We start from the raw sequence: 21,609 nt of genomic DNA on the forward strand, positions 1-21,609 counted from the left end.
CCATGCCAGAGGGAAGAGGACGTGATCACACAGAGAGGCTTTGCAATGGCCTTCGCAGGGATATTCCTGCTCACCAGTGGGTTTGCCTACACCAACTTCTACCTCACGACACTGGGTGTCTATCTCATCGTTGGCCTTGTAGTCACACTGCCTCTCTTTGCTCTGACCGCGAACATCTCCGGAATTGAGGTTCAGCGTCGGGTTGACAAGACAAAGGTCTTCTCAGGGGACTTTCTGCGGGTACAGGTGAGGGTGAAGAACACCTCTCGTCGTCACTTTGACTTCATAGAGGTCTGGGATCAGTTCCCAGAAACCTGGGTCCTGGCAATCGGCGAGAACTCTATCGCCTCAAGGATTGAGCCGGGCGGCAGCATCACTTTCTCCTACATAGTGCAGGTGCGTATGAGGGGGCGCTACTACCTAGGTCCGACGGAAGTCATCATGCGTGACAGAGTGGGCCTCCATTACTATAAGCGTGAGGTCGAGGCGAAGACCGAGATCTTGGTCTATCCCACATGGAAGGACGTTCGAAGAATGGAGTCACTTGGGAAGCAGCGCCAGCTGGGACTGATGTATGGTGCTCATCGGGCCAAGGTCGTCGGAATGGGTACCGACTTTGCAGGGTTCAGAGACTACATCCCAGGCGATGCCTTTCGACTCATAGACTGGAAGGCCACTGCTAAGCATGGGGACATGATGGTTCGGCAATTCGAGATGGAAAAGAACATCCAGATTGTCTGTATGGTGGACACGTCCGGCAGCATGGGGAACGGTTATCCAGAGAACACTAAGCTGGAGTACGCAATCAGAGCTGCAGTCCTCCTGTCGTACATGGGGCTTGAGAGAAAAGACCTACTGGGCACATGTGTGTTCTCTGACTTTGTGCACTCCTTCGTTCCACCGGGTTCAAACCCAAGTCACATGTATGACATCCTCGAGTCTCTTGCAATGGCATCACCGGGTGGCTGGAGCGATTATGAGACCGCAGTCAGTCATGTCGTCCGCCAGCTGACGAAACGTACTCTGTTCATATTCCTCACTGACCTTGAGGAGAGTCCAGCTCCGTTGATCAACGCAATGAAGACAGTCGTGGCAAATGGTCACCGGGCCCAGATCATAAGTCCCTTCGGACCTTGGTTCGAAGCACCCGTGGGTCAGTTTGGTCCTGTCGAGAAAGTGCTAGCCGAAGCGGTTTCGGAGGAGCTCTGGGAACGACGAGCGAAGATAGCTCGTGCCCTTGCAAGGTTCAACATTCCCGTGGTCAATGTGGGTCCTGAAGACTTCCTGCCAACGATAATCCGCCAGTACAATCTTGCGAAACAGAAAGGAGTGGCGATGCAATGAAGCCGGTCACAGTCGTCCTCCAGTTGCTGTTTACGGTCGTATTCGTCGTCATGTGCTGGCTGGTCTACAATCAGCTCTCCGGTCAGTGGCGATGGGACGTCCCGTACACCTTCATCGCGACGGTCTTCAGACTCCTGTCACTCTTGTTCTTCGTCCTAGTGTTTGTGCTCGTGAGCGGTCTGGCCGCATTCTTCGCAAGCGGCACTGCTCTTGACAACATTGTGGTGGGCTTGTACAACGTCCTAGTGCTGCGCATGTGGTATATGCAGCCGTACGGCCTTGACGGCCCGTTGACGAATGTGTATCAAGTCTTTGGACAGCTCGCCCAGAACTTCTCGGTCTTGGGAGCTAGTCTCTACGATCAGTCCTTCACATTCATGTACTTTCTCTTTGCAGGCATCGGGGTCGCAATGTTCCTGCAATCGGTCTTCCGGATGCAACACAAGTTTGTGGTCGGCTCCTTCGTTTCAATTCAGCTAATCATGGTAGTTGCAGCCTTTCGCGAGATTGCAATATACGACTATGCAGTGTTTCCAGGTAGCTTTGCCGAGTTCATAACCAGCGGCCTGCAGATACTTGTACTGCTCTCTTGGGCCTACCTTGAGATAGGATATCAGATGATCTACAGTCATTCAGTTGCCAAGCCCGTTGAGGAGCGAGAGAACACGCTAAAGAAGCAACTATTGGCTCTGCGAAACGCGACTCGCAAGCAGGATGCCATTGAGCGAGGAGAGGCCGCTGCCAGTTCTGCCATGAGTAGAGCAACGGGTGCCACTGCATTCTCATTCCTGCGGGAGGCCATAGAACGACGGATACTCGGTAGCAAGGACGGACTCGAGAAACTTGATGCAGTGAGTGATGTGCGGCGTCTCCAGATATTTGTCGACGAACTGCTCTCAATGGACCCGAAAGCCAAGGATGAGCTGACTGCCCGGGCTGCCGCCCCCTCCAGCAAGTATGTCTTGGTGTCCACGGTGTTAGGCTCAAGCATTCGTTTCCTTGCGGTAGTTTCTCTCTCGTTTCTCTTGATGAGTCCCGGCCTGCTGGTATCGGTTCTGTCACTTCCGCCCGGAATCGCACAGAGTCTAGAGCTAGTCCAGCCTGAGTTTGTCATGTTACTCCTTGTGCCTGTTGTCCTCATGTTCCCGTTCACTGCTATGCTGATTTCCATGCTCAGCAACAGAAACATGGAGGAGAAACCAAAGCTCACAAAGGAAGAGAAAGAGCTGGAGCGGCGCAGGAAGAAAGAACTTGCGGAGCGGAAGAGAGCGGCCGCAAGGGCTAGGCGAGAGCGCGAACGAGCACGTAGGAAAAAGGCCGCTGGGGCTGAGGAGAAGGATGAGTGGGACCGGGCTCTGGAGGAAACCTTCCGCAGATGAAGGGGGACTGGGCATGACATCTGTTGTGCTGTCGCACGGAGACCTTGATGGTATCACATCAGGTGCGATTGCCCTTCTTGCCTTTCCCGGCTCGACCTTCCAGTTCACCCGCCCCGCCACAATTCATCAGGACCTGCACAGGCTGTCGAAGTCACCGCCGTCAGTCATCTCCATAAGTGACATTGCGGTCAACGTGCAGACATTCGATAGGATTGTTCAAGCAGTTGAGTCGTTTCCAGAGACGACGATAATCCACTGGACTGACCATCATCCGCTTGCCGAACGAAATCGTCGTCTCTTGTCTCAGAAGGTCGAGTTGTTTCACGAGACAGGTCCCTGTGCTGCAGAACTTGTCTTTCGGAAGTTCGGAAGGAATCTGCCAGACCATGCAGTGAGGCTGGCACTATATGGAGCAATTGGGGACTATTGCGATCAGACTGCTTTTGCATCGGCGCGGTTCGAGGACTTCGACAAGCGGACGCTATACTTCGAGGCGGGCATACTGGTCCAAGCACTTCAAGAGATGGAGAGTACAAAGAGTCTCAGGGACTTGGTCTTCCAACTCGCGATGGGGGTAGAACCAAGTTCGATGAACGAACTGGTATCACTGGCTGTGAAGGCTACACGAATTGAGCATGATCTATTTGCATTTGTCCGCAACAACGCTCGCAAGATGGGGAACGTGGGTTTTGTTCTGGACGTGCCAATCAATGGCTATCGAGCCAAGTGCGCGAAGTTCGCAGCATATTGCACCGACTCCATAATAGGTGTCAGTGCTCGAAGCAATGCAGACGAGGTGGATCTGTCCATCAGACGTAGAAACACCGACCTTGACCTCAATATGGCTCTACAGACCATCATGCCAGAGTTCCCCGGCGCCCAAGGCGGGGGACATCCCGCTGCCGCCGGCGGCAGTATTGGAAAGACCGAATTTCCCGCATTCATTCAGAGGCTGGCGGAGTACGCACAGCAATCACATCCACAGTTTGTAGCGGACTAGACCACGAACAACGTGGCCAAGACCCATATGACAACTACAATCGCCTCGCCTGCGACGACTCCGCTGAGTACTCTGCTAGCTCCAGTCGCGACTGTGCTGTCAGTGTCCGTGGAACGCACGTTGGCTTCTTGTGTGGTCATCTCTCCCTTTCTCGCTCTGTAGTCTACTGCTGCTCCGAACAGCATCACCAGCGATGTGGCAGGTGGCACCAGCAGTCCGACTGCAAGGCTCATGGCGCTCAGACCACGTCTGTTGACCTCGCGAGCCACAATGTAGCCCGCAACACCGTACGAAAGCAGGTAAAGAAATGCGAGGACCGGGTGTAGTCCCTCAAAGAAGTCCATACCCGGAAGTCTAAGCTGCCCCAGACTCTGGAGACTCTTAACTAGAAACCCAAAGAGCTGCGCTGCAGGGCTGGGAAAATCAGTGCCACCGAAGCCGTATTGCCTGTAGATGGCGTATATCATCATTGAGCCTCCGAATGTGGCAAGTGTAAGGCCGATGACCACTGCTTTGAATATGTCCCTTCCTCGAACTCCTGTCAGAGACCCAAGCTTGAGATGTACGAGGAGCGCCAGTGCTGCGTCCTGCAGCACACCAAGCATGGTCATGAAGGACGTAATCGCTTGGAACGTGACACGGAAGAACAGTATCGCTGGTATGGCCACAATGTCTGAGACATATCCTGCCAGCATTCCTGTCTCGCTGACCGCTCGGGCAGTAAAGTATGCGGAGATCAGTGCGAGAGGGGACCCAATGACGAACAGAAGCCATGGGAGTTGTAGCCCGGGGAATGGTGCCAGAATGGAGAAGATCACTATGCCAAATGCCATGAAGATTGCCATTGAGACTGCTGCCAGCCATGGGGGAAGGTTTCCCCTTGTGCTTCGCAAGTAATCTCCCGGGTTTGACACCATTCTCCTGAACTCCAACTTGAACTCCTCGAGAGAGAAGAGCTCATGCTGAACCCGAAGCAGTGACGGCAGCTCCGCCGACTTGTGTGGCGTATCAATCACTGCAATGTTGTCTGATCTCTTGCGACGATTGACCTCCTCTTCAAACTGCTCTGGAGTCATCTCGCCCTTCTTCCCTGCGAGTACATCTGCAGAGATAATGAGTGCAAACACACCAAGTACCATGTAGAGTATCTCCGGCCTGCGAAGGTGGTCCGCATACGTGATGGGACTTGCCCCTTCGAGGACCACCCAGACCGTGAGTGAGAGGGCACTGCCGAGGAGAAGTGTCATGACGCGTTTCCATCCAACAAAGTAGCCGATTGCAGCTATCAGAGGCGAGTTCGTCAGCCCTATCCAGTCCGGAATCGCATGCGTAAACGCGTTAGGAAAGGCAGCCAGCCTGATGCCCGCTGCTGCCTCGGTCACCTTCGTGGCACCCACATATCCCGCGGATGCCGCGATACCAACCCCAACCTTCTTCCTTGCCTCAGCATCCGCGCCTATGCATATGATGCACTCTGCCTGGGGGCGCACTTGGGGCCACGGCTCTCGCTCAAATCTTGTCCTGAACGGGAGTAACAGTAGGACTCCGAAGACCGCGCTCAGCCCCGTTACGGTGACAATGAACTCAAAGGTGATCAGCGTCTGCGCGACCGCCGGCTCGAATATCGCAATCGCAGGAAATGCGATGAGGACCCCCACCACAATCATCGACGATGTGTTCGAGATTGCAACCACAATGGTGTTCTCTTCCTTTGTGTACCTTCCATTGAAAGTGAGTATCAGGGCTCCAAGCATCTCCGCACCGACGAAGTATATCACTCCAAGCTTCAGTGCGAGATAGATGCCGAGAAACGTCATTACCACACCCACGCCAACACCAGTGGCCATGGCCCTCTTTGTGAGCGGGAACGTGGGGTTGCTCATTAGAGCCAAGTACAGCCCAAGGCCTCCTGCCACCATAATGACCATGTCATTCAACAGTCCCAGAAGCATGGCAGATGACACGTATGTTCCAGCCACTGCACCTATGACGGCTGACCAAGTCTTAGTTGGGGGCTCCTGTGTAAGTGAGGCATAAACCATCAAGAGTTCTGCGGCCAGTGCAATGTATACAGTCGGGTCATAGTACCGCCCTTCAAAAAGAACTACAGATGCATAGAACAGACCTGCACCGAAGATGCCTGCCGACAACATCCTCGTTGTTCTACGGTCCACGACTGGTTGGCCTCCGCGTCTTGAAATCTATGGTGACATCGGCAGATGCTGGGATACGAAAAGCCCCCTCTTCCTCCGCTATTTATACGTTTACGGCACTCCTCAGTGCGGACAAGGCCTCCGCACTAGCGACGCCCGATATGAACAGGGTCTTGTCTCTCGACTTGTGGCCCGTCAGTATTGTTATTCTGCTGGATTGCACTCCCAGAGTCTTGGCGAGGCGCTTGACTAGCTCTGCGTTGGCCTTGCCGTCTTTGGCCTGCGCCTGCAGGTTGATGTGTATTGCCTCGTCGTTCACCTCAGCAATGAGTGTTCTCGCTTTTGAGCCCGGCCTGACAACAACGTTGATTACGCACCCCTTCTCTCTGTCTTCAACCGCCTTCGGTGTCATTCGTACAGCTCTCCCCGGTTACAAATGATGGATTGTTAGGTCGTCCCGATTAAGTTAAAATGCAGAGTCGTCAGTTCTCTCAGTAGATTATCATACAACTCACAGTGTGGTGAAATCAGATTGTCAGATCCTGTCATGGACGCTTATACCAAGGCCTACAATGACTCGGGCCAGATGATTCAAGCTTTTGGTGTGATTACGACCAGAGGTCAGGTGCTCTGGCAGAGCAACAACTGGGACCTCACTGCAGATGCCCCTGCCTTGGGTGCAGCTGTGGCTAGCAGGGCCCCATCGATTGTACAGAACCAGGTTAAGTACAGCACCATCAGGTCCACACCAGAGAGCCTCGTCGCCAGGAGCGTGTCCGGTAGCGGTATCCTTGTCCTTGCGAAGATTGAGGGGGACAAATTTGTCGTGGCTTGGGCCGATCCGAAGGCCGCCCCTGACGGTATATATGTCGATGTAGACCGTGCTGCAAAGATGCTTAAGGGAAAGGTCTGATCACTCTGTACTAGACCGGGGACTCAGATGCAACATTCCGAGGCCCCATTGTCTGCTCTCTCGGAGGTCCTCCTATACTATGGAGTCAACGATTGGCGCCACCTGGGAAGCCCTGTACTCCAACAACCCCAAGATTCAGGCCTTTGCAGTCTGTAGGGGTTCGGAGGTCCTCTGGCAGACTTCTAACTGGGACGTGGTGGCTGACGCAGCTAGTCTTGCTCGCGCTCAGGAAGAGGATCCCTCTGAGATCTCAGTCAGCGGGATTCGGTACAAGAAGGTCTCCTCGGGGATAGACTTCTCGGTCTTCACTTCGGACAAGGGGCAAGGACACCTCCTCATGTCCATGGTGGAAGGTGACCTCTGGCTTGTTGCTTGGGCCTCTGCAGACTCGATACCAGACCTTGCAGTCATTGATCTGTCTCGCTGTGCAGTCAGTCTGATAGGTAAGCTGTGACAAGTCCAAACAGGTCTGGTCATCACATGGCATCACCATGTACAACACGCGTCAGCCGCTTCCTTGCATGGTTCAGTTCAGACCTACAGGCGGACTGTCTCCCTTGAGGCCTGTAGCACGGTCGAGAGGCAGAACCGATTGGAATGCCGAGGGGAGTGGTTCACCTCAGAGAGATGTGCTTCTATTTGAAGAGCAGCTCGTGAAGTCGTCGTTTCGCCTTGACGTACTCCTCGTTGCCAAATGAGTACAGGTCAACCAGTTCCTCGTACATGTCAAGCATGTCCTGATCGACAACATCCCCCTTTATCATCTTGGCAATGGTGGCTATGCCTTGTTGAGATATGCGTTTCACTTCTCCAATGAGCTTCAGCGCCTCTTCCATCTTCTCTGGAGTGATTCTGAGGTCGATGTTCTTGGTGACTCCATCAAGAAACCTCCTCACTTCATTCTGCAATTCCTTCTGCGTCGACGGAAGTTCGGGCGTGATGATGAATCCCTTTGCGGTCCTGGAATAGTAGTCAGTAGTTCTCTTGCCTGTGGTCACTGTACCATACTTCACGATATAGCCGCTTTTGATGAGCGTCGGCAGATGATGGTAGACCTGGTTCTTTGTTATCTCGCCATTCCCCTCGGTTTCACACGACAGCTTTACTATCTCTACTACTGAGAGCGCATGGCGTTGAACCTCTCTCTGTCTTATGATCCTGTCACCCGTCGTCGCATCCCGTGTCTCGACGGTTATGATGTCGGGTACTCCCTTCCTGAGTAGCTTGACTATACTTAGTCTAACCGGGTCATCAAGTATACGCGCCTGTTCCTCATCAGTGATGAACACAAGGTCTCTCTGGGGCACTCTCCCCTCTTCCGTGAGCTCGATGCCCCTGAGTGTGTCCGGAACCTCTTCCATGTTTGAATGCCGTCCTATGTATTGTACCGTATGCTCATGGTATACTCAAAGCTGCTGTATTTAAGATTTGTCTTGCCATCCATAATGGCCTAGAATGGTGTCGTCCACCAATGGTGTCGTAGACAAACCTTTATATGCGTATAAGTACACTCCATACACGTCGACAAACACTGAGTCGGCAGGTGTACGAAATGGCTAGTGCAAAGAACCAGGACCAGAGGACGAAGCATGTGAAGCGGGTAACTTCGACAAGAGCAATTGCGTACAGTTACCTGTACAGGTAGTCTCCCCTGAGCATAACTCATCTGACCCCACCCAAGGCCACTGTGGGACTGAAGCATATGTCCGCTTTCAGTCCCCCACTGGCTCGTTTGAATCTAATCACCTCCTCGGTGACACTGAGGAAATCACGTTTTCCGGCTACTTCTTGAAGACCATCTGATAACAAGTCCCATTCATTATGTGAGTTAGCCGGAGGTCTCTTGCCTTGTCTGGTACGTATTGGATTGGAGGCCTGCAGCCGAATCTGCTGTTGACCGAGAGGAGTTCCTTCCCTCTTGGTGTCTTGCGTACCTCAGGTGACAGTCCCTCATCTGTGACAATGACAACTCCTTCGGGGATGACTACTCGTAGCATCTCCTCCAACGCCTTGGATATGTCCGAGAACGCGTTTATTCCCCCTGTGTGCAGTACGACATGGAATGAATCGTTCTCATATGGTAGATTAAACACACTACCATGAGTGAGAGTTGCTGGGAGCCCTTTCTCCTTTATCCTGTCCCTTGCGACTGCAAGCATTCGTGTCGAGACATCGAGACCGTAGAGGCTGATTCTGTCCATTCGATCGCCCATCACTCTAGACAACGCAATGAGGTCTGTGCCAGCGCCAACTAGGACGTTCAGAATGCGCCCGTGTGCATCGCCAGGCACGTAGGATGGAAGTCTCTCCCTCTCCTCCATCGTGTCAACACCAATGGCAATGTCGGAGTCACTCGTGTTCTCGCCATGCCTCTCCGCAGTCATCTCATAGGCGAGCACCCACTTCTGGTCATGTTCCCCAAGAGGGGGGTGCAACAGTGAAGGTGTGCCATTGGAGACCGCCCATGAATGGCCCTTCAGGCACGTCAGTCTTCCCTCTATCAGCTCCTCTTCCAACTCTATCACTTCCGTAATGCGCAGTCTCGCTCTGCAATTCGGACACCTCAGGATTCTGAGATCAGCATCAAACATGGACCTGAAGGAGTCCGTCCATCGCTTTTGTCTTTACGCCCTAGGATGTGTTGACCTACGACGTCGCAGCGGTCAGCAGGTGTGTGAACGGTCGGCAGGTCTGTCCTAATCCGCGTGCCGTACAAGGTCGCTCTTCAGGCCCGGCATCAATCAATGCGAGCAGCTGTAGCCTGACTCGGCTGACATCGGCCGGCGCATGAACCCCTGAGACAGTGGCCTGCGGACGGTGATGCTATTATAGGGGTTGTGTACTCGTACACTCAACCAAAAGGGGCTCTTTCAAATGACTGAGGATGCTTCAGTTTCTAGTGGTGGACAGTCAACGACTCCACCGAGAATGCGCTGGCTCTACGTGTTTGCGATAGGCCTTGGTTTCTTCACAACCGGTGTCAGCTGGGGCGTATACAACTCGTATTTGCCGGCTCGATTTCTGCCAGACTTCATCACTGGTGACCTTCAGAACACCATAATCGGACTGATCATGGTCCTAGACAACATAGCGGCACTGATACTGCAACCTTACATCGGTGCCAAGAGCGACAAGGTCCGAACAAGATTCGGGCGCAGAATGCCATTCATAATGATTGGAACACCCATTGCCGCCGTGTTCTTCGTGCTAATTGCCTATGGATGGGCGTTGTTTGGCTTTTGGTTCATGTTCGCCGCTCTCACAGTCTTCAATGTGTCCATGGCCTTCTACAGAGCACCTGTAGTCGCTCTCATGCCTGACCTTGTCCCCTCTGAACTCCGTTCAAAGGCCAACGGTGTCATCAACATGATGGGCGGACTGGGCGCGATCTATGCCTTCTTCATTGCGTCCCGGATATACGGAATACAAGACGCAGGAGTTGGTGCCCTATTAGGTGTCACTGCTGAGCAGTCCGGGAAGATTCTTGCATTTCTCACAACATCAATCATCATGATTGCTGCTGTGGTGCTCCTCTTCGTGGTGATAAAGGAGCCCAAGGTGCCTCCAACAGATGTGCAGAAGGAGATGGGTGTTGTCCAGGCGTTCAAGTCCGTCTCTCTCAGTTCGGACAAGTCTGTCCTCATGCTCATGGGCGCCATCTTCTTCTGGTTCTTCTCCTACAACTCGATTGAGACATGGTTCACTAAGTACGGCGTTGAGATACTGAGTATCCCCGAGAACAACGCATCATTCCTACTTGGTGGCATTGCTGTCTCTTTCGTTGTATTTGCCATCCCCGCAGGAATTGTCGCAGGGAAGCTGGGGCGAAAGAACACGATCATGGTCGGGATTATCATAATGACCTCTGTTCTTGCTATGCTGTACTTTATCCACGACCCTATTGTCATCCTCATTGTCTTTGTTGTCGGAGGGATTGGCTGGGCATTCATTAATGTGAACTCGATTGTGATGATCTGGCAACTGCTGGGTCGCGCACGACTGGGGGCAGGGACAGGTATATACTATTCAGCCAGCATGTCGGCTGCCATCCTTGGCCCGTTCCTCTCAGGGTTCATCTTTGACATGACCAGCATTGGTATGCTCTTCCCGACTTCGGTAGTGTTCATGATAGTGGCCCTGCTGTTCATGTCCATGGTGCGATCAGGCGAGGTCGGTGATGTGGAGGTCGACGCCCCTCACAGTGCCTTGCCAGCAGGGGAGTAGTAGTCTGTAGAACCGACTGCCGTTGACCGTGCTCATTGATGAGTACGGTCAACTCCTCTACACTAGCCTTAAGACCAGTACTGGTACGCTCACCTCGATGCAAGAATAAGGCGGCTCAGGTGAAGTGAATCGCACGAAGGCCATACTGAACTCATTCATCAGACAACAACAGATGGTCATTCTCGCCCTTGCCTCTCTGACAGGCGCGTTGTCCGGATTGGCCGCGGCTGTGCTGAGAATCGCCATAGCTCAGCTCAATATGCTGTCCTCGTCACTGTCCACCCAGATTGGACTGATTGCATGGGTAGTGACGCCAGCTGCGGGAGCTCTGCTTAGTGGCCTGATTGTCTCACGATTCGCACATGAAACTGGCGGCCATGGGGTCCCCGAGGTCATGGAGTCCTATGTCCTTCGCGACGGACGAATTCGCCCGCGTGTGCCACTTGTCAAGACAATCACCGCCGCCCTCACTATCGGTTCTGGTGGCTCCGCTGGGCAAGAGGGGCCAATCTCGCAGATTGGCTCCGGTGTCGGATCCGCTCTTGCGCAGAGGTTCCGACTGGACAAGAAGGCGACGCGGACACTGGTGGTCTGTGGGACCTCCTCAGGGATTGCGGCGATATTTGGTGCACCTCTGGGTGGTACTATCTTTGGGATTGAGATTCTCGTGGGTGAACTGACTGCGATATCTGCTGTGCCGGTAATCCTTGCCTCCGTGGTGAGCGTTGCAGTCATGACGACAATCATCGGTGATTCCTCTAGCCCTTTTGTCACACCTCCATTCGTCTTCACAAACGTGTTGGAGCTACTGTTCTATCTAGTGCTTGGCATTGCGTCCGGGGTGCTGAGCAAGGGCTGGGTGCGCCTGTTCTACCTCTTCGAGGGGCTGTTCTCCAAGGCCAAGTTCCCCACAGTTCTCAAGCCATGCCTTGGTGCAGCACTGACAGGCGTGCTAGGGGTCATCGCCGTCATCCTTGGGGGTGTGCTCAATTATGAGGCTGACCCGCTTGAATCAGTCAGTCTGCCTGCTGTGATGGGCGACGGCTATGCCTTCATCAATTCTGCTCTGTTGGGAAAGGCCACTCTTGTCGCGCTCGTCGTGTTCGCGGTCATGAAGATGTTCGCCACATCCTTCTCTGTTGGGTCTGGCGGCTCCGGGGGCATATTTGCTCCTACTCTCTTCATTGGCGCAGGTCTAGGAGGCGCATTCGGCATGGTTTTTCACTGGGCCGCACCTTGGGCTGTAGAGAATCCCATGGCGTATGCACTCGTAGGAATGGCGGCGGTCTTTGCTGGTGCAGCGCACGTTCCAGTGACATGTATTGTCTTGATCATGGAGGTGACCGGGGGATATCACCTGATTCTACCACTTATGGTGGCGGTCTCCAGCTCATTCGTTGTGTCTTCTGCCATCAGCACTGACAGCATTTACACAGTGAAGCTGCGCAGACGCGGCATTCTTCTCAGACGCGGAGTATACATCGACGCTCTAAGAAGCGTACGGGCTTCTGCTGTGATGACCGTGAAGCCTGTGGTCCTGCGTCCCGAGATGACCACATCCGAAGCACTTCGGGTTGTCAGAGACACGCACCACACCAAGTTCCCGGTTGTTGATGACAGAGGTACCCTTGTCGGCACTGTGATTACTGAGGTACTTGAGAACCGCTGTGATGCATCAGGATGTGAATACAGAGTCTCCGACCTGATGACGAGGGACTATCTCGTTGTGCCTCCATCAGCCTCGATTGATGAAGTACTTCACCTCATGATGCAGAAGCAGGAGGGACATGCAGTCGTCATGGACCCGGCGGAACCGGGGCGGATGGTCGGTTTTCTCACGAAGACCGACGTCTTTCGCGCTTACGAGTCTGCAGTCACACTACTGAAGATGAAGGGTGCCTTCCTTGAGGACTATCTTGGCGACACGACCTAGTACTCGGTGCTGGTCTTGGTTGTGATACTTGGTTGAGTCTGTATGCTTGGTATCGCCGCCTCCCTGTATGTCAGCATGAAGAGTGCGAGGGCGAGGATTGACATGACTGCCCCGAACGACATGATGGCTGTATAGGCCAGACTGCCCTGCCAGATGGTGATGAGCCCGCTTGCAATGAGAGGGCCAAGCACCCCCGATATTGCGAGCATTGACTGGAGGAGCCCAGTGGCAGTGGCACGCTCCTCGTTTCGCTCGGTGACATACTTCAGGGCTCCTACATAGAGACACGACCACGAGAGACCGAGCAGTACTTGAGCCGGCAGTATTTCGACTATGTTAGAGGCAAGAGTGAACCAGTAGAAGGTGAGCGAGGAGAATGCAAGGCCCAAGATGATGAGGTTCCTGCTACGGAACCGGTCTGCAAGCCCTAACATGAACACGACCTGCGATAGTGAGTTGGTTGCCTGCACGATGCCAATCGTCAGCGTGTCACCCCCGATGTAGACAAGGAACAGTGGCCAGAGTGTCCAGATGGCAGATGCGCTGCTGTGACGGACGAGGACTGCGCAATACACCGACATATTGCGTCTGAAGGTCTCTACGGGAAAGAGTGGTACTCTCATGTGGGTTCTTTGGGTTGTGGGCAGAGTCATTGCGCTCAAGAACGCTACAAGAAAGAACAGAGTTGCAACCAAGAACGCAAGTCGGACCTCGAAGCCTGCGGCATAACCTGCAAGTATTGTGCCAAATCCCCATCCCACCGCGCCAAACGAGGCAAATCGCCCCATCCTCATCTTCGAGTCATAGGCGTAGGCGGCCAGCGCCCCGGGATACATGCCAACCGAGAAGCCATTGAACAGCCTTATCACGAGCAGCATTTCAGGTGTGTATGCAAACCATATCAATCCGAAGCTCACTAGCGCCGTCAGAAGGCCCACACGCAGGATCAGTCTTCTCCCGTAGATGTCGCCTGCGCGGCCGAAGAGATAAGACGCGAAGAACGATGCGGCTGCGTATGAGGCAACCAGCATTGTGATGTAGAAGTCATCTGCACCCAGCTCACTACGAGCCATGATTGGAATGTACGTGACGGCTGACAGAGTGGCAGCCCCTGCCGTGGCTTGGATGATCTCAGTCTTCACATAGTCCCCTGTCGCATTGCCGAGCAGACGCTCGATATTAAGCGCGCGGTGCGTATCCAACTACATCGAGCACAAAACCTTTGTTCAGTAGTCACATATTCGGACTTGAGTGGCAGTCCGGTGAGCTGAAATGACGAAACTCTCAAAGAGAGCTAAGTTCCTTGTCATAACCATTGACGAGTTATTGCTAATCCCTATCGTGTTGGCGCTCTTGTTGGTTTTAGTTCCCGAGTATTTCCTGCCTGCCGTGCTGATTGCACTGGTTGGTACACCCCTGTTCCTAGCTGTGAAGTACTATGTCATCTACCCAGTTCTCGGTGACGAATCATATGCGAACTACGACCTGAGTGGTCAGAGTGGCAGGGTCTACGAGACGGTCACTCCCACCGGAGGAAAGGTAAAGGTCGGGGCAGAGATATGGGAAGCTCGATGTGAAACAGGTTCCATCCCCTGTGGAATGGACGTCATGATTGTGGTACGTGAAGGTCTGAGACTAGTTGTCCGGCCTCAGAAATGACGATGCTGTGTTCTTGGCAGCACGTATCATTGGTGTTGATTGTGCACACTTCTCCCTGATGTCCGCTCGCCATGCTGTTCCAACAGATCACTACTTGATACTCTACTGAATCGTGATGTACTCCAGCTATTACTACGGGATATATTCCGGAGTGTTCTCCTTCCTCATATGCCCCTAGAGGATGCCATACTAGGTCTGGGAGTGGGCCTTCTCATCGCTCTGACTGTGTACCTGATCATGACTCTTAGACTCAAACATCGGATTTCCCTTGTGGAAGCGGAGTTCAGACGGCTATGGGCAGAACAGGAGTCAAGAGTAAGGGAGGATGCTGCGACGAGAAGCAGGTACGTGTTGAAAGGCAAGATAACTGAGCAAATTGTACCTCTCCTGCGTCACGTATTCAGATACGAGCCCTCAGATGCGCGCTTCATCGGTTCTCCGGTGGATTATGTGATATTTGATGGGTACTCGTCAGTGAAAGATGAGGGTTCGGACAGACCAATCACGGTTGTACTTGCGGATGTCAAGACTGGCGGCGCAGCTCTTAACAAGACCGAACAGAGGATAAAGGAGGCTGTAGAGGCTGGCCGTGTCAGATGGGAAACCATCCGGGTAGACCTTTGACGACTCAGTCTATCACTCGTTGCGTGAGTCCTGAAAGCAGCTCTTCATCATGGCTTGCATCAGTGAGTCACGAAGATGGTCTTCTTGAGGGACACCATGTATCAGCTCTCTGCAGATTCTGATTGCCGGAATGCCGGCAATGTCAACATCGCATCCACACTCACAGCCATCCTCTATACTCACCTCGGATACGATGGACTCGTCAAGCCCATATTCAGCGAGTGCATTCTTCAGAAGCTCGAATGCGGGTGTGCAGAAGACGCAGTGATTTCCCTTATAGATTATCACGCAACTGCATTGACCACAACTGCTCTTCTCAGCACTCCTTATGGCTAGGTCTGTCTCAAGTTGCACTGCCAACACTCCCGGCCTTGCTGTGACCCGTGTACTATCTCGTCAGTTCTCGTGTAGAACCAGCGACGCAGATAAAATACGCATCAATATGATATAAGATAAGCTGGGATGGGTCCTCTGCCCCGGATGCGATTGCGCTACCATGCGGAGCCTCTGAGGCCTCTCTTCTAGTTCGCTAGTAGTGACAGGTGCAGTATGGAAGAACAGAATCTGGATGCGCTCTCCTTCATTGTTGCATACATACCACTTGTGTCCTCAGTGTGTGTGCTCCTTGACCTCGTCGATAGGATGACATGTTACGCAAATGGCATACACTATGTCCTTGAGGACCATGACCGGACCAGGTGTTTCAGCGCACCTGCCACACTGTCGGCAACTCAGAGTTTCATCAGTGTCTGCACTATGCGTACACCAAATTCGCTCGCTCTATTGATCTCACCACTGACAAGAGGACCCGTCCTACTCTCCACCTTTGCAGAGAAGCCCTCAACCAGAAGTCGGATACCCGGCAGTCTCTGCCTGATCATGTTTTCTAGCTTCTTCACGGCTATCCCCATGTTATGACCTTGATACGTGTCGAAGGCCGCTCCCGTCTTGCCACTCAGACCAACAGTTGCGACACGTTCTATGTGCTTCTGCATAGTGAGGGATGGCCCCTGGTTGTGATTCGGACAACCAAAGATGACCACATCATAGCGGGCAAGGTCGCCTGTGTGAGTTCCTTCTATTGATGTGACGAGTACATCTGAAAGCCCTGCACTCTCCATGCCCTGCTTGATGGCCTCAGCAATGAGTTTCGTATTGCCATACTTGGTATCGTATACGATGACCGCCTTCACCATAATGTGTGGCATGGCCAGTGTGTCTTATGTGCATTTGGCTGTGGGCGACTGGACAGTGCGATATGTCAGCACGAGTACGAGCGCACAAAGGTCTTCTACTGGTTGTTTCATCGGCTTCCATGTCTTTGCTCAGCAAGACTACACGGTGATTCAAAGGGAGACTGTCCGATGGAGCAAGACTCGTCAGATGTGCTGGAAGCCCTGTACACTCGGGGTGAGCGTTTCTATAGTTTCGGTGAGATGTACGCTGCTAAGGAGTCTTTGAACTCCGCCCTCATGATCAATCGTCAGCATGCACCGACTTGGAATCTTCTGGGTCTCGTACACCAAGCGCTGAAAGAGTATGAGGAAGCGTGCAAATGCTTCAGAGAGGCCATGAGTATTGACTCGAGCTGGACTGACCCCGCCAAGCACCTCGGGATGCTGCTGCTGGAGATGAACAAGTCCAAAGAGGCAGTGGAGGCACTCAGTCTCTACCATCGACTGGGTGGCCGAGAACTCGAGCCTCTACTCTCTCTGGTCAGGACGGCATTCGAAACCGGGGTCTGCGAGACCGTGATTGCCGTCACATCGGACATCATAGACCTGTACGAAGAGAGCTATGAGGTCTGGGAGCTGCGAGGACTCTGCCAAGCACGACTAGGCAAGTTCAATGCAGCAAGTGTGAGCCTCAACATGGCTATTGACCTGAACCCCTCCTCAATCAAAGCACTGAACATGGCTGGTCACATCTGCTACGAGTCCGGCAACTACACACGAGCCTCCGAGTTCTATGCCACCAGCCTCTCTCTAGACTCAGCTCAACCGCAAATACTGTTCAGACAGGGGACCTCACTCTGGTTCATCGAGCGATGGCCAGAAGCCATCCCTCTGTTGGAGCGGTACGTTGAGATTGTTCCCGATGACGCGAAGGGGTGGAACAACTTGGGTGTGGTTCTCAGAGAGAAGGGTCTGGTGAAACGTGCCATCGAGTGTTTTAACCGGGCCCTGAGGATTGACCCGCATTTTGAGGCCGCGCGGGCGAACATTGCGACTGCTATGAAAAAACAGGCCGTGCCGTGATGGATATGGCTAAAGTTCTTTATTCACTCCTGACTATCCCTTGGGTAAGACTGCAAAGCGTCTGAAGTCCAGCTCAGCACTTGAAGAGTAGAGCAATCTGCACATTGTGTTCTGTGAATTCACACTGGAGATGTAGATGTCAAGTTAAGGATGACCGAAGGGAAGAAGAGGGTCCACTGTCCCTCAGGAACACATGTTAGACTCAATACTTACTGCCCTGAGGGGCAGTGGTGTGTTCAAACGATGCCAGCCGTTGGGTACCTCATCTCAAGCGTGGAGTGCGAGAGCCCGTCCTCAAAGGTGGTCCTTGAAACACTCCGGGACTCTGCGAAGAGGCACGGACACCCATTGCAGGTGCTGACGGACAACGGGTCGGTGTTCGTGCCCGTCATTCAGAGGCAGAGGGGTCAGTCAGTGTGTTCCAGACAGAAGTGGTGCATCAAGAACAGAGTGCAGTATGCGCGTGCGAGGAGGAAGGAACCATCCTCAGACCATCGGGAAGGTGGAGCGGTTGCATCGCACGATTGACCAGGAGTGCGGTCGCATGGGACTGGAACTGGACGCGTACATGGAGTACTACAACCACACACACGCATGCTTCGCTTGGAAACAGGACAGGACTCCTGCACATCTGTAACTGGCCCCTCGAACACTCAGAGAGGTCTAGGTGACAGGTGGTGTCCCAAATGTGGTGTTATAGTGTCCTACATCTCCTGTGATTTCACAACAGACTCACTCCGGGCGTAACGCTTAACTGTATCATTCTCGGTTTCTTCCCACATTCTTGGAGATCTCAAGAGGGGTGCGTATACTATGAGAGAAGTGAATCCTCTTGTTCTAGCTGTGGTGGCAGTTGCCGTTTTGGGAATCGCAATGATTCCGACAGTCGCAGCTACACACACGCAAGGTGTCATCCACCATACAATGGTGGACGCATTAGTCCCGTCGTGGGTCGTTGGCGAGCTCTACTACCGTCTTGACGTCGATTCTCACTACGGCAGTGGGAGATACATAATCGACCAGGCATGGGACACTGTATCCTATTCCTGCTACTGGCCTGGTGTCGTGTATACCAACGTTGTCCACAGCTATACTACCTACACAGGAATATACAACGAGTACGTTTGGGGAACCTGTTCGTGGGAGAACGGTCTTTCCATCCCGACTCCGTGGGGCTATGTTTGGATTAATCACTACTACCACACTGCCTACCTCTGGGTCTATGCCAGTGGGTATTGGACTGGGGTTTTGTATTAGCTTAGGTACCAAAGGAGAGGGCCGAGACGAAGACCAACATGGGTTGGCAGCAGCTGCAGCGAAGTTGGGCCGTCTTGGAAATACGCAGGGTGGTGCGTACATGCCTCTGTGCAGTCACACAACTCCTGAGGTCGGTCCGACACTTCACGAGACCTCAAGGAGTGACCCCAGTGCCGTTTCCTAGGATTGACAAGACTCCTGTGTCCAACTCTGTCCACCCAAAAAAGAACGGTTTCTCGGCGAGTGCTGTCACAATCTTGATGCTGACAGCATCCCTCTCCATCTTACAGGCACCCATACCTGTCTACGCAATCAATGATGCTCCATCATTTGCTCCGGGACAATACCTGATGTATCGGTTATTCTTCAGACATCTGCTCTTCTTCAATGGCACCCGCATTGACACCCCTGCGGAAGTGCCTGGAGTCCAGAATGGAACCCTTCGTCTATCTTCGCTCTCCCTAGACAATGGCTTCATTCTTATGGAGTCCGCTCTTTCCATCCAAGACATACACCAATCAACCAAGAGAGTCCAGTTCAGTACTTCCACCATGTCGGTCATGTCCGAAGATGGCGCGGTAGAGGTTGGCTTCATGCGTCTTTGGCTAGACATTTCCGAGGTTCAGCCCGTCAACAGCTTCACAATATCCAGGTTGAACGCCATTGGACCAGCTGCCACTGGAGTGTTGGGTGGTATGGTGTTTCTTGATATGGGTCCACTGGGTGTGCATGAAGTCAGGTCTGTTCTCTCATCTGTCACACTTATGGGCGCCCAACAGAATTGGACGAGTTTCTACGATCGAGACTCGGGACTTCTTCTCAGGGAGGACAGGGGACCGGCCGACCCCTTCCTCCTCGGTCTGCATGGGATTGAAAGGATTGATGTGATGTTGACTCTAGCCCAAACCAACTGCAACATTGGACCCCCACTCACCGTGCCTGATCCGACTGGTCAATCTAATACCTTTGGAGGCGTACTCGATATGCCTGCAGTCGTAGGTTCTCTTCTGGTTGCGATTGGCACTGTTTCTGCTGCAAGTCTAGTCAGAATCAGACACAATAGGCGGAGAATGAGGAAGAGGCTGCTCAAGGAAGAGCGGAAGAAGCGTCAAAAAGGCAGTCTAAGAGGAATGCACTGAAATGGCAGACTACATCATCCAAACAAAGAATCTCAGCAAATCCTTTGTGGACGTCTTAGCTCTGGACAATATGACTCTTGTTGTAAAACCCGGAGTGTTTGGCCTTGTTGGACCCAACGGCGCAGGCAAGACAACACTAATCCGGATTCTCTTGGGTCTGGCGAAACCCACGAGCGGCGAGGCCAGCGTATTGGGTCAGGATGTAGTGCACAACTCCTACGAGATTAGAGAGAGGATTGGCGTGCTTCACGAGCGAGCAACATTCCCGAAGGCGATGAAGGTGCGTGCATACCTCGACAGGGTGTGCAGGATGTACGAAGATAGGCGGACTTCGGAAGAGCTCCTTGAAATGGTGGGGTTGGCGTACGCAGGAGAGCGACCTATCGGTAAGCTTTCAGCCGGCATGCACCAACGACTCGGACTTGCTCAAGCGTTTGCAGGTAACCCTGAGCTTGTGATTCTTGATGAACCAACCGTCAACCTCGATGTGAAAGGAAGACGCGAGACGATTGACCTAGTCGTCGAGATGTATCGCAGTACCGGTGTTTCGTTTTTCATCTCGTCCCATATTCTATCGGAACTAGAACGTGCCTGTGACTCGATTGCATTCATGAAGAATGGGAGAGTACTCGACTCTGGCTCCATAGCGGACATCCTGTCCAGATACGCTCAGGGTGTCTGGAGGGTCCGGACATCCATGCCCGAGGCATTCGCATCAAGAGCAGGGGCAATCAAGGGCGTCAGATCCGCCAGAGTAACCGGTAGCACACTGGTCACAGTCACTGCGGAGAGGGAATGGACAGAAGACCTGCAGGACCACCTGCGGAACTTGAGTATGACTGAGAATCTCGGAGTTCACGCAATTGAACCATCTATGTCGCTCGAAGATGCATATGAAGTGGTGATGGATAATGAGTAGAGTGTTTAGACGATTCATGAACCTCGTACAGATGGAGAGCGAGTATACGTACCGCTTTCCCATCATGGAGTTGCTGCTTGCGCTAATCCTACTTATGACCTTCCTTACATCATTTGTTCCTGCTACTTCATCCATCAATATCGGACGTTCACCAAGCTGGAACGGAACGCTGCCGGCACAGCAGTACTCCGACATCTTCAACAACACCCTTCGTTGGTCGACAATCTCCTGCTTCGCTGGACTCATGCATCCCCTGGCATTCATCGTGCCGATACTCACTTCGATATCTGTAGCTGGCTGCATTGAGGATGGCACTCTGAAGACACTCTTGTCATATCCAACGAAAAGAGAATGGCTTTTGGAGTCCAAAGTCCTGCTGATTACCGTGGTGACTGCACTCACCTCGATTCTAGGCATCACATTCGCCGTAGTCTTTCTGCTACCTTCAGGCCTAGCACTGGGCGACTTGTCCCTTCTGATGAGCGCGACTGTGGTACACATCATCTTGTTGGTTGCATTTGGAACTCTGGTTTCAGTGGTTTTCAAGCGTGTGTCGGTGGCGGCTCTGGGAGGAGTTGCTTTCTGGTACGTCCTCCAGTACCTATTCTCGATGGGACTCAAAGATATCAGAGCGCTATCAGTCTTCCTCCCGCTTCCTGCCGCTATCCTCGCAATTGGGGGACAAGACGGCACAAGCTCGGCACTTCTCGCAACGGAGATTCCCATCTATCTTGTGCTTTCAGTTGGAGTCGCAGCCGCATTGTTCGCTATATGCTTCATGTTGTTCAGGAGACTAGAGGTGTGATA

22 protein-coding genes are annotated in these 21,609 nt (G+C 53.0%); 15 read left to right on the forward strand and 7 right to left on the reverse strand.

Going from position 1 to position 21,609, the window contains the following annotated elements; genetic code table 11:
- Positions 1 to 21 precede the first annotated feature (21 nt).
- From HXY34_02370 to HXY34_02380, 3 genes are read left to right on the forward strand one after another with little or no spacing between them, the layout of a single operon-like run.
- Positions 22 to 1,344: a DUF58 domain-containing protein gene (locus tag HXY34_02370; protein NWF94962.1), complete on the forward strand. Its 1,323-nt coding sequence runs from the start codon at positions 22 to 24 to the stop codon at positions 1,342 to 1,344.
- On the forward strand, positions 1,341 to 2,723 hold the full coding sequence (locus tag HXY34_02375) for a hypothetical protein (GenBank protein ID NWF94963.1): 1,383 nt from the start codon (positions 1,341 to 1,343) through the stop codon (positions 2,721 to 2,723). The genes HXY34_02370 and HXY34_02375 overlap by 4 nt, the downstream gene beginning before the upstream one ends.
- Positions 2,724 to 2,736: 13 nt before the next feature.
- Positions 2,737 to 3,723, forward strand: coding sequence for a hypothetical protein (locus HXY34_02380; protein NWF94964.1), 987 nt, complete (start codon positions 2,737 to 2,739; stop codon positions 3,721 to 3,723).
- On the opposite strand, the gene HXY34_02385 is transcribed toward HXY34_02380, so the two are convergent.
- Together HXY34_02385 and HXY34_02390 are read right to left on the reverse strand one after the other, a co-directional pair.
- The gene (locus HXY34_02385; GenBank protein NWF94965.1) at positions 3,720 to 5,897 is read right to left on the reverse strand and encodes an OPT/YSL family transporter; all 2,178 of its coding nucleotides are present in this window, start codon (positions 5,895 to 5,897) and stop codon (positions 3,720 to 3,722) included. The genes HXY34_02380 and HXY34_02385 overlap by 4 nt on opposite strands.
- 82 nt (positions 5,898 to 5,979) lie before the next feature.
- Entirely contained in the window at positions 5,980 to 6,288 is a 309-nt protein-coding gene (locus HXY34_02390) for a DUF167 domain-containing protein (GenBank protein ID NWF94966.1), read from the reverse strand.
- Between the two features lie 120 nt (positions 6,289 to 6,408).
- Between HXY34_02390 and HXY34_02395 the strand changes: the two genes are divergently transcribed.
- The gene (locus HXY34_02395; GenBank protein ID NWF94967.1) at positions 6,409 to 6,789 is read left to right on the forward strand and encodes a hypothetical protein; all 381 of its coding nucleotides are present in this window, start codon (positions 6,409 to 6,411) and stop codon (positions 6,787 to 6,789) included.
- Between the two features lie 79 nt (positions 6,790 to 6,868).
- A complete protein-coding gene (locus HXY34_02400) occupies positions 6,869 to 7,243 on the forward strand; it encodes a hypothetical protein (GenBank protein ID NWF94968.1) in 375 nt (124 codons plus the stop codon).
- 181 nt (positions 7,244 to 7,424) lie between these two features.
- Here HXY34_02400 and HXY34_02405 read toward each other — a convergent pair whose 3' ends face one another.
- Entirely contained in the window at positions 7,425 to 8,150 is a 726-nt protein-coding gene (locus tag HXY34_02405; GenBank protein ID NWF94969.1) for a hypothetical protein, read from the reverse strand.
- A gap of 420 nt (positions 8,151 to 8,570) precedes the next feature.
- Entirely contained in the window at positions 8,571 to 9,380 is an 810-nt protein-coding gene (locus tag HXY34_02410; protein ID NWF94970.1) for a methyltransferase domain-containing protein, read from the reverse strand.
- 283 nt (positions 9,381 to 9,663) lie between these two features.
- Here HXY34_02410 and HXY34_02415 point away from each other — a divergent pair, with 283 nt between their 5' ends.
- Both HXY34_02415 and HXY34_02420 read left to right on the forward strand, forming a co-directional pair.
- Positions 9,664 to 11,013: an MFS transporter gene (locus tag HXY34_02415; protein NWF94971.1), complete on the forward strand. Its 1,350-nt coding sequence runs from the start codon at positions 9,664 to 9,666 to the stop codon at positions 11,011 to 11,013.
- 124 nt (positions 11,014 to 11,137) lie between these two features.
- Positions 11,138 to 12,946, forward strand: a complete 1,809-nt coding sequence (locus HXY34_02420; GenBank protein ID NWF94972.1) for a chloride channel protein — start codon at positions 11,138 to 11,140, stop codon at positions 12,944 to 12,946.
- Here the strand turns inward: HXY34_02420 and HXY34_02425 are convergent.
- Complete coding sequence (locus tag HXY34_02425; GenBank protein NWF94973.1) at positions 12,943 to 14,148, reverse strand: MFS transporter; 1,206 nt, start codon at positions 14,146 to 14,148, stop codon at positions 12,943 to 12,945. The genes HXY34_02420 and HXY34_02425 overlap by 4 nt on opposite strands.
- A 70-nt stretch (positions 14,149 to 14,218) precedes the next feature.
- Here HXY34_02425 and HXY34_02430 point away from each other — a divergent pair, with 70 nt between their 5' ends.
- Together HXY34_02430 and HXY34_02435 are read left to right on the forward strand one after the other, a co-directional pair.
- A complete protein-coding gene (locus HXY34_02430; GenBank protein NWF94974.1) occupies positions 14,219 to 14,605 on the forward strand; it encodes an NfeD family protein in 387 nt (128 codons plus the stop codon).
- Between the two features lie 168 nt (positions 14,606 to 14,773).
- Positions 14,774 to 15,229 (forward strand): endonuclease, encoded by a 456-nt coding sequence (locus HXY34_02435; protein ID NWF94975.1) that lies wholly within the window; start codon positions 14,774 to 14,776, stop codon positions 15,227 to 15,229.
- A 12-nt stretch (positions 15,230 to 15,241) separates the two neighbouring features.
- Here the strand turns inward: HXY34_02435 and HXY34_02440 are convergent, their stop codons facing one another.
- Together HXY34_02440 and HXY34_02445 are read right to left on the reverse strand one after the other, a co-directional pair.
- Positions 15,242 to 15,583: a hypothetical protein gene (locus tag HXY34_02440; protein ID NWF94976.1), complete on the reverse strand. Its 342-nt coding sequence runs from the start codon at positions 15,581 to 15,583 to the stop codon at positions 15,242 to 15,244.
- A 377-nt stretch (positions 15,584 to 15,960) separates the two neighbouring features.
- Positions 15,961 to 16,437, reverse strand: coding sequence for a flavodoxin-like domain-containing protein (locus HXY34_02445; GenBank protein ID NWF94977.1), 477 nt, complete (start codon positions 16,435 to 16,437; stop codon positions 15,961 to 15,963).
- Positions 16,438 to 16,593: 156 nt separating this feature from the next.
- Here HXY34_02445 and HXY34_02450 point away from each other — a divergent pair, with 156 nt between their 5' ends.
- From HXY34_02450 to HXY34_02475, 6 genes are all read left to right on the forward strand, one after another.
- The gene (locus HXY34_02450; GenBank protein ID NWF94978.1) at positions 16,594 to 17,487 is read left to right on the forward strand and encodes a tetratricopeptide repeat protein; all 894 of its coding nucleotides are present in this window, start codon (positions 16,594 to 16,596) and stop codon (positions 17,485 to 17,487) included.
- A gap of 243 nt (positions 17,488 to 17,730) precedes the next feature.
- Positions 17,731 to 18,015, forward strand: coding sequence for a hypothetical protein (locus HXY34_02455; protein ID NWF94979.1), 285 nt, complete (start codon positions 17,731 to 17,733; stop codon positions 18,013 to 18,015).
- Positions 18,016 to 18,300: 285 nt separating this feature from the next.
- On the forward strand, positions 18,301 to 18,744 hold the full coding sequence (locus HXY34_02460; protein ID NWF94980.1) for a hypothetical protein: 444 nt from the start codon (positions 18,301 to 18,303) through the stop codon (positions 18,742 to 18,744).
- Positions 18,745 to 18,914: 170 nt separating this feature from the next.
- Positions 18,915 to 19,883, forward strand: coding sequence for a hypothetical protein (locus HXY34_02465; GenBank protein NWF94981.1), 969 nt, complete (start codon positions 18,915 to 18,917; stop codon positions 19,881 to 19,883).
- A 1-nt stretch (position 19,884) separates the two neighbouring features.
- Positions 19,885 to 20,802, forward strand: coding sequence for an ABC transporter ATP-binding protein (locus HXY34_02470; protein ID NWF94982.1), 918 nt, complete (start codon positions 19,885 to 19,887; stop codon positions 20,800 to 20,802).
- Positions 20,795 to 21,607: an ABC transporter permease subunit gene (locus HXY34_02475; GenBank protein ID NWF94983.1), complete on the forward strand. Its 813-nt coding sequence runs from the start codon at positions 20,795 to 20,797 to the stop codon at positions 21,605 to 21,607. Before HXY34_02470 ends, HXY34_02475 begins: the two co-directional genes overlap by 8 nt.
- Positions 21,608 to 21,609: the final 2 nt, after the last annotated feature.

Source organism: Candidatus Thorarchaeota archaeon (assembly GCA_013388835.1).
Taxonomy (GTDB): domain Archaea; phylum Asgardarchaeota; class Thorarchaeia; order Thorarchaeales; family Thorarchaeaceae; genus JACAEL01.

Bases quoted from the DNA above. Each gene is read 5' to 3' on its own strand.
- HXY34_02375 (NWF94963.1), top strand. From the start codon at position 1,341: ATGAAGCCGGTCACAGTCGTCCTCCAGTTGCTGTTTACGGTCGTATTC.
- HXY34_02380 (NWF94964.1), top strand. From the start codon at position 2,737: ATGACATCTGTTGTGCTGTCGCACGGAGACCTTGATGGTATCACATCA.
- HXY34_02390 (NWF94966.1), bottom strand. From the start codon at position 6,288: ATGACACCGAAGGCGGTTGAAGACAGAGAGAAGGGGTGCGTAATCAAC.
- HXY34_02400 (NWF94968.1), top strand. From the start codon at position 6,869: ATGGAGTCAACGATTGGCGCCACCTGGGAAGCCCTGTACTCCAACAAC.
- HXY34_02405 (NWF94969.1), bottom strand. From the start codon at position 8,150: ATGGAAGAGGTTCCGGACACACTCAGGGGCATCGAGCTCACGGAAGAG.
- HXY34_02410 (NWF94970.1), bottom strand. From the start codon at position 9,380: ATGTTTGATGCTGATCTCAGAATCCTGAGGTGTCCGAATTGCAGAGCG.
- HXY34_02415 (NWF94971.1), top strand. From the start codon at position 9,664: ATGACTGAGGATGCTTCAGTTTCTAGTGGTGGACAGTCAACGACTCCA.
- HXY34_02430 (NWF94974.1), top strand. From the start codon at position 14,219: ATGACGAAACTCTCAAAGAGAGCTAAGTTCCTTGTCATAACCATTGAC.
- HXY34_02435 (NWF94975.1), top strand. From the start codon at position 14,774: ATGCCCCTAGAGGATGCCATACTAGGTCTGGGAGTGGGCCTTCTCATC.
- HXY34_02445 (NWF94977.1), bottom strand. From the start codon at position 16,437: ATGCCACACATTATGGTGAAGGCGGTCATCGTATACGATACCAAGTAT.
- HXY34_02450 (NWF94978.1), top strand. From the start codon at position 16,594: ATGGAGCAAGACTCGTCAGATGTGCTGGAAGCCCTGTACACTCGGGGT.
- HXY34_02455 (NWF94979.1), top strand. From the start codon at position 17,731: ATGCCAGCCGTTGGGTACCTCATCTCAAGCGTGGAGTGCGAGAGCCCG.
- HXY34_02460 (NWF94980.1), top strand. From the start codon at position 18,301: ATGAGAGAAGTGAATCCTCTTGTTCTAGCTGTGGTGGCAGTTGCCGTT.
- HXY34_02470 (NWF94982.1), top strand. From the start codon at position 19,885: ATGGCAGACTACATCATCCAAACAAAGAATCTCAGCAAATCCTTTGTG.
- HXY34_02475 (NWF94983.1), top strand. From the start codon at position 20,795: ATGAGTAGAGTGTTTAGACGATTCATGAACCTCGTACAGATGGAGAGC.